At 67.7% G+C, this 7,164-nt stretch carries 7 protein-coding genes and 1 pseudogene; 5 read left to right on the top strand and 3 right to left on the bottom strand.

The window, feature by feature from the left end:
* The 3 genes and pseudogenes from J7024_RS29235 to J7024_RS29225 form a co-directional block, all read right to left on the bottom strand.
* The coding region (locus J7024_RS29235) for a HipA N-terminal domain-containing protein (protein WP_234745679.1) at positions 1-437 on the bottom strand (437 nt) is incomplete at its 3' end.
* Entirely contained in the window at positions 427-711 is a 285-nt protein-coding gene (locus tag J7024_RS29230; protein ID WP_124897576.1) for a helix-turn-helix domain-containing protein, read from the bottom strand. The genes J7024_RS29230 and J7024_RS29235, both read right to left, overlap by 11 nt.
* Positions 712-983: 272 nt before the next feature.
* Positions 984-1,160: pseudogene (locus J7024_RS29225) on the bottom strand (globin domain-containing protein); the annotation flags it as partial.
* A 190-nt stretch (positions 1,161-1,350) separates the two neighbouring features.
* Between J7024_RS29225 and J7024_RS29220 the strand changes: the two are divergent.
* The 5 genes from J7024_RS29220 to J7024_RS29200 all read left to right on the top strand — a co-directional run bounded on the left by J7024_RS29220 (position 1,351) and on the right by J7024_RS29200 (position 7,053).
* The gene (locus J7024_RS29220) at positions 1,351-2,280 is read left to right on the top strand and encodes a TauD/TfdA dioxygenase family protein (RefSeq protein ID WP_124897575.1); all 930 of its coding nucleotides are present in this window, start codon (positions 1,351-1,353) and stop codon (positions 2,278-2,280) included.
* A 47-nt stretch (positions 2,281-2,327) separates the two neighbouring features.
* Entirely contained in the window at positions 2,328-3,383 is a 1,056-nt protein-coding gene (locus tag J7024_RS29215; RefSeq protein WP_124897574.1) for an ABC transporter substrate-binding protein, read from the top strand.
* A 127-nt stretch (positions 3,384-3,510) separates the two neighbouring features.
* Positions 3,511-4,449: an ABC transporter ATP-binding protein gene (locus J7024_RS29210; RefSeq protein WP_124897573.1), complete on the top strand. Its 939-nt coding sequence runs from the start codon at positions 3,511-3,513 to the stop codon at positions 4,447-4,449.
* Positions 4,446-5,333 (top strand): ABC transporter permease, encoded by an 888-nt coding sequence (locus J7024_RS29205; protein ID WP_124897572.1) that lies wholly within the window; start codon positions 4,446-4,448, stop codon positions 5,331-5,333. The genes J7024_RS29210 and J7024_RS29205 overlap by 4 nt, the downstream gene beginning before the upstream one ends.
* 358 nt (positions 5,334-5,691) lie before the next feature.
* Positions 5,692-7,053 (top strand): LLM class flavin-dependent oxidoreductase, encoded by a 1,362-nt coding sequence (locus J7024_RS29200; RefSeq protein WP_124897571.1) that lies wholly within the window; start codon positions 5,692-5,694, stop codon positions 7,051-7,053.
* Positions 7,054-7,164: the final 111 nt, after the last annotated feature.

Genomic DNA, 7,164 nt, shown 5'->3' with positions numbered 1-7,164 from the left:
CGCTTGGGGGCGGTGGCCGTCAGCGCGCGCTGCGGCATCGCCTGGATCCGGCGCTCGAGTTCGTCGAGCGACAGCGGCCGCAGGCTCCCGCGCGCCTCGTGCGCGCCGTCGGCCAGCAACGTGAGTGCGCCGGCCGACTCGCGCCCGAAGTACGCGAGCAGGCCCCACGCGTCGGCCGCATCGACCTTCGCCTCGCGCGCGAGCGACGTGCGCATGCCTTCCTCGGGCAGCAGGTTGTCGAAGAACCACTGGACCGGGCGATCGGTGGACGTGTCGACGAACGCGTCGGGACGCAACGGGAACGCCGGCGACAGCGGGTAGGCCGCCGGGGACGCGAGCCATTGCGCGTCGTACGCGAACGACCAGATGCCTTTGTCGTCGGTCAGCGTGCCCATGCGCACGCCGTTTGCGGAGGCGATCAGCGTGTTAGCCGCCATGGGCGCTCCTGCGGCGTTGCGCGGCCTTGCGCGCGGTTTCTTCCGAAATCTCGACCGACGACTCCGCGTACAGGCGCACGCCCAGTTCGCCGAGCAGCAGCATCACCTTGCCGATTTGCGCGGTCGGCTTCCCGGCTTCCACCTGGCTGATGAATTTCGGCGACAGCCCGGTGGCGTTCGCGAGCTCATCGCGAGTGAAGCCCTGCTGGAGCCGCGCGGCGCGAACAAGGTGGGCGAGCGCGCCGATCGTATCGACGGACTGACTCTCCGGCATGACGTTCTCCGTGCTTCGTATCTGATCGGGAACAGTATTGCATAACTCGCGCGTTGGAGCAGGTTTTCGTATCCGTTCAGGAACGAATTGGCGTTCGCTGCCTTCGAATCGGCATTTCGTATCTGATCGGGAACCAGGGGCGGCGAAAACGCGAAAAGACGCGCTATTCGTATCCGGATGGATACGGAGAAGGAGAAATTCTACGCCGCGATGTTGCTGTGTGCCGCTCGTGACCGGCGAGGCCGGCGGCTGGAAGAGGTTTCAACGGCGACGGTCGGGGCGTCGCCGAGCGTTTCCTTGATCGCGGCGAGCAGGTTCTCGCCGACGATCGGATAGTGCTCGGGCCGCACGCCGAGGCTCGCATGCTTGTTCGCGAGGTTCGTCAGCACAGCCGCGAGACTGCTCGGAGCCTCGATGTTCTCCGCATACGCATAGACGGCGCGCACGAGCTGCGTGACCGGGCAGATCTACGACGCGTCGGGCGGCACGGGACAGCCTTGGCGCGGCATGCCCCGTCGCGCCTGCCGCCCGAGCAGCGATCTTTATCGCTACAGCAGATAAACGTATCGGAATCGCTTCGTTGACGCAGTCCGGCACGCGCTCGTAGATTCGGTTTTTTACCGAAACAAGGGCTGTATCGTGACGACTCCCGCCATCCGCGCCACCGAGTGGACGTTCGCCGGCCAACGGCCCGTATCGCCGCCGCACGCCGGCGCGCAGCAGTTCGACATCGTTGCGTTCGACGCGCCGCTGGGCGCCGAAGTCGTCGGCATCGACCTGTCGCAGCCGCTCGACGCTGCCGATTTCGCGCGCATCCACCGCGCGCATCTCGACCATCACGTGCTGGTGTTTCGCGACCAGCGCATCACGCCGGCCGAACACATCGCGTTCAGCCGCCGCTTCGGGCCGCTGCAGACCCACGTGCTGCATCAGTTCGCGCTGCCCGCGCATCCGGACGTGCTGATCGTGTCGAACATCGTCGAGAACGGCAAGCCGATCGGGCTCGGCGACGCCGGCCATTTCTGGCACTCCGACCTGTCGTACAAGGAAAAGCCGAGCCTCGGCTCGCTGCTGCACGCGCAGGAGCTGCCGGCCGAGGGCGGCGACACGCTGTTCGCGAACATGCATCTCGCGTGGGACACGTTGCCCGCGCATCTGCGCCGCGCGGTCGACGGGCTGCGCGCCGAGCATACGTATCTCGCCCGTTATGCGGAGCTGCAGGCGCGCAGCCCGTGGCGGCCGAACCTGTCGCCGGAGCAGATCGCACAGGTCGAGGCGGTCGTGCATCCGGTCGTTCGCACGCATCCGGAAACGGGCCGTCGCGCGCTGTTCGTCAGCGAGCATTTCACGACACGCATCGTCGACCTGCCCGAAGACGAAAGCCGCGCGCTGCTCGACGCGCTGTTCGCGCACAGCGTGCGTGCCGAGCACCTGTATCGGCACCACTGGCGCGATCACGACCTCGTGTTCTGGGACAACCGCTCGCTGATGCATCTCGCGGCCGGCACGCCCGACCATCTGCGCCGCAAGCTGTACCGCACGACGATCGAAGGCGACGCGCCGTTCTGAGTCGCGCGCCGCTTCGCTCCGCTGCCCCCTTTCTCACTGGAGTTCCGATGTCGTTTTCGCTTTCGCCGGCGTTTAGCCGCACGACCCTGTCCGCGCGTCGTGCCTTGGCCGCCATGCTCACCGCCGCGCTCGCATTCGCGGGCGCCGGCCTGCCGCAAGCCGCGCATGCGGAAGGCCGCATCCGCATCGCCGAGCAGTTCGGCGTCGTCTACCTGATGCTGAACGTCGCGCGCGACCAGCAACTGATCGAGAAGGAAGGGCGCAAGGCCGGCGTCGACATCAAGGTCGACTGGGTGCGGCTGTCGGGCGGCGCGGCCGTGAACGACGCGCTGCTGTCCGGCGCGGTCGATGTCGCGGGCGCGGGCGTCGGGCCGCTCCTGACCGTATGGGATCGCACGCGTGGCCGGCAGAATGTGAAGGGCGTCGCGTCGCTGGGCAATTTTCCGTACTACCTCGTCAGCAACAACCCGAACGTGAAGACCATCGCCGACCTGAGCGCGAAGGACCGGATCGCGGTGCCGGCCGTCGGCGTGTCGGTGCAGTCGCGCGTGCTGCAGTACGCGGCCGCGAAGCAGTGGGGCGACAAGCAGTTCGACAAGCTCGATGCGCTGACGCAGGCGATTCCGCATCCGGATGCGACGGCCGCGATTCTCGCGAACAGCAATGTGATTACCGGCCACTTCGGCAATCCGCCGTTCCAGGAGCAGGAACTCGCGGGCAATCCGGGCGCGCATATCGTGCTGAATTCGTACGACGTGCTCGGCGGCCCGAGCTCCGCGACGGTGCTGTACGCCACGCAGAAATTCCGCGACGACAACCCGAAGACGTATCGCGCATTCGTCGCCGCGCTTGCCGACGCCGCCCGCCAGATCGCCGCCGACCCTGAGCGTGCGGCCGACACGTATATCCGCGTGAACGGCTCGAAGATCGATCGCGCGTTGCTGCTGAAGATCCTGCGCAATCCGCAGGTGCAGTTCAAGACCGCGCCACAGAACACGCTGCGGCTCGCGCAGTTCATGTACCGCACCGGCGCGATCCGCAACGAGCCGAAATCGTGGCGCGACTACTTCTTCGACGATCCGGCGACGGCCGGCGGCAGTTGAGCGCCGGTGCCGCTGCGACATCGCGATCGACGCTTATACGCCGATCCGGTTTCGATATGCGCAATCGTTGGTTGGGTCGTGCCGCACACGGCCGCATGCTGATGTTTTCTTCGCAAGAGTCCCGATCGTGAATGCCACTTCCCCCCGAACCTGGTTGCCGCCGTATGCGGCGCGCGGCGCCGCCGCGCCGGCCGCGCGTGCGGCATCCGATGCACGTACCGCGACCCGGCCCGCGCCGCAGGCCGCACCGGCCGACGCGCGCAGCGAGCGCCTGCTGGCCATCGATCGCGTGAACCTCGAATACCGGAGCGGAGCGCGGATCGTGCGCGCCACGCATCAGGTCAGCTTCGACGTATACGGCAGCGACCGCTTCGTGCTGCTCGGCCCGTCGGGGTGCGGCAAGTCCACGTTGCTCAAGGCGATCGCCGGCTTCATCGAGCCCGTCTCGGGGTCGATCACGCTCGACGGTCATCCCGTGCACGGACCGGGCCCCGACCGCATCGTCGTGTTCCAGGAATTCGACCAGTTGCCGCCGTGGAAGACGGTCGCCGAGAACGTCGCGTTTCCGTTGCGTGCGGCCGCGAAGCTGTCGCGTGCCGAAGCGCGCGAGCGCGCGCTGCACTATCTCGACAAGGTCGGGCTCGCCGCGTTCGCCGACGCATATCCGCATACGCTGTCCGGCGGGATGAAGCAGCGCGTCGCGATCGCGCGCGCACTCGCGATGCAGCCGCGCGTGCTGCTGATGGACGAACCGTTTGCCGCACTCGACGCGCTTACGCGCCGCAAGATGCAGGAGGAACTGCTGCGCTTGTGGGACGAATTCCGCTTCACGCTGCTGTTCGTCACGCATTCGATCGAGGAGGCGCTCGTGGTCGGCAACCGGATCCTGCTGCTGTCGCCGCATCCGGGCCGCGTGCGCGCGGAACTCAACAGCCACGAGCATTCGCTCGAGAACGTCGGCACCGGCGACTTCCGCGACAGCGTCGCACGCATCCATCATTTGCTGTTCGATACCGACGCGACCGGCGTCGCGAGCGCGACGAACCCGGAGGGCACCGCATCATGAGCACGATCGATCAGGTCCTGCCGCCGTTGCCGCCCGTACGCGCGGAATACGAGCGCACACTCGACACGCCGCCCGACGCCGAACGCGCGGCACCCGCTCCGCTGTTGCGCCGCATCGCCGATGCGGGCTGGTTCCGCCGCGGCGTCATCGCGCTCGTGCTGATCGCCGTGTGGGAGACCGTCGCGCGCATCGTCGCGAACGATCTGCTCGTGCCGACCTTCGGCGCGACGCTCGCGGCGTTCGTGCAGGGCATCGAGTCGGGCGAACTGCTCGTGAAGACGGGCATCTCGATGTCGGTGCTGCTGCGCGGCTACGCGCTCGGCGTGTTCTTCGCGTTCGTGCTGACGTCGGTCGCGGTGTCGACGCGCATCGGCCGCGACGTGCTGACGATGCTCACGTCGATGTTCAATCCGCTGCCGTCGATCGCGTTGCTGCCGATCGCGCTGCTTTGGTTCGGGCTCGGCACCGGCAGCCTGCTGTTCGTTCTCGTGCATGCGGTGTTGTGGCCGCTCGCGCTCAGCATGTACACCGGCTTCGCCGGCGTGCCGGTCACGCTGAAGATGGCCGGGCGCAACTACGGGCTCACCGGCCTGCGGCAGATCGCGCTGATCCTCGTGCCGGCCGCGCTGCCGTCGATCCTGTCGGGGCTGCGGGTCGGCTGGGCATTTGCGTGGCGCACGCTGATCGCGGCGGAACTCGTGTTCGGCGCGAGCGCGGGGCAGGGCGGGCTCGGCTGGTACATCTTCCAGAACCGCAACGAGCTGTATACCGACCGCGTGTTCGCGGGGCTCGCGGCCGTCATCGTGATCGGGCTGCTCGTCGAGCACCTCGTGTTCGATACGCTCGAGCGCGTGACGGTGCGGCGCTGGGGTATCCAGCACTGACATTCCCGGCGCGCGCATAACCAAAGCTGAAATCGGTTTTTCACGCGCGCCGCGGGCGTCCCTATACTTTGCGGTGCCGCTTGTGGCGGGCGATCGAAGGATCGTACGGGATCGCGTGTGCGCAGTCTATCGTCGGGACGTTCGCGCCTCGGGCAGCTGGACGGTCGTTCGGCGTGCCGAAGTACGCCCTCGGCCGACATTGATCCGACATGCCAACGATCACCAGCGAAAATCCGCTTCCGCACGATGCGCGGACGATCGGCGAGCACGCACTGAACCGCACGACCACGCACCGTCGTCAAAGGGCGCGTGGTCCGCTCCGGCTGCACGCGCAGCCTTCTTTCCGGAAATTTTCCTGATGACGACCCGCACTGGCCATTTGCACCTCGGCGCGTTCCTGTACCCTACCGGCCATCACATCGCCGCCTGGCGCCATCCCGGCTCGCAGGCGGATGCCGGCGTCGACTTTCGCCACTACGTGCGGCTCGCGCAGGCGGCCGAGGCCGCGAAGTTCGATCTCGTGTTCCTCGCGGATGGCGTCGGCACGCGCGGCGACGATGTCGAATTCCTGAGCCGCACCGCGCACAGCTACGTCGCGCAGTTCGAGCCGTTGACGCTGCTGTCGGCGCTCGCGGCCGTCAGCGAACGCATCGGGCTGGTCGGCACCGCGTCGACGAGCTTCAACGAGCCGTTCCACATCGCGCGCAAGTTCGCGTCGCTCGATCACATCAGCGGCGGCCGTGCCGGATGGAACCTCGTCACGTCGTCGAGCGCGCACGAAGCGCGCAACTTCAACCGCGACGCGCATTTCGATCACGGCGAACGCTATGCGCGCGCCGAGGAATTCGCGGACGTCGTGCGCGGGCTGTGGGATAGCTGGGATGACGACGCATTCGTGCGCGATCGCGCGGCGGGACGCTTCTTCGATCCCGGCAAGCGCCACGTGCTCGATCATCGCGGCCGCTTTTTCCAGGTGCGCGGGCCGCTGAACGTCGCGCGCTCGCCGCAGGGGCATCCGGTCGTCGTGCAGGCCGGTTCGTCGCCGGCCGGCACGCGGCTCGCCGCGCGCACGGCCGAGGTGATCTTCACCGCGCAGCAGACGCTCGACGATGCGATCGCGTTCTATGCGGACGTGAAGGGGCAACTCGCCGCCTTCGGCCGCGACCCCGACACGCTGAAGATCATGCCCGGCGTATTTCCGGTGGTCGGCCGCACCGAGAGCGAAGCGCAGGAGAAATTCGACGCGTTGCAGGCACTGATCGACCCGAAGGTCGGGCTCGCGCTCGTGTCGGGGCTGACCGGCGGCGTCGATCTTTCCGCGTATCCGCTCGACGGACCGATTCCGCCGCTGCCGGAATCGAATGCAAGCAAGAGCCGGCAGACGCTGATGCTCGAACTCGCGCGCCGCGAGAACCTGACGATACGCGAGCTGTACCTGCGCATCGCGGGTGCGCGCGGCCACTGGCAGCTCGTCGGCACGCCGGAGCAGATCGTCGACGCGCTCGAGGAGCGGTTCGTGCGGTACGGCGCGGACGGCTACAACGTGATGGCGCCGACCCTGCCGGGCGGCCTCGACGATTTCATCGAACTCGTACTGCCCGAGCTGCGCCGCCGCGGGCTGTTTCGCCGCGACTATGCGGGGCATACGCTGCGGGATCATCTCGGTTTGCAGCGGCCGGAGCGGCGCGAGTTCGCCGCGCTTGGCGCGTCTGCGGCCTGAATTCGCAGGGCGCGCGCCCGGCTGTCGAACCGGGATGGCGATGGCGGGGCGCCGCGACGAAGGTAGGGTCAAGACGGGCGTTGGCCGCCTGACGAAAATATCGTGCACACC

The organism is Burkholderia sp. WTPI3, assembly GCF_021483755.1.
Classification (GTDB): domain Bacteria; phylum Pseudomonadota; class Gammaproteobacteria; order Burkholderiales; family Burkholderiaceae; genus Burkholderia.
This window is presented reverse-complemented; position numbering and strand designations above follow the sequence as displayed.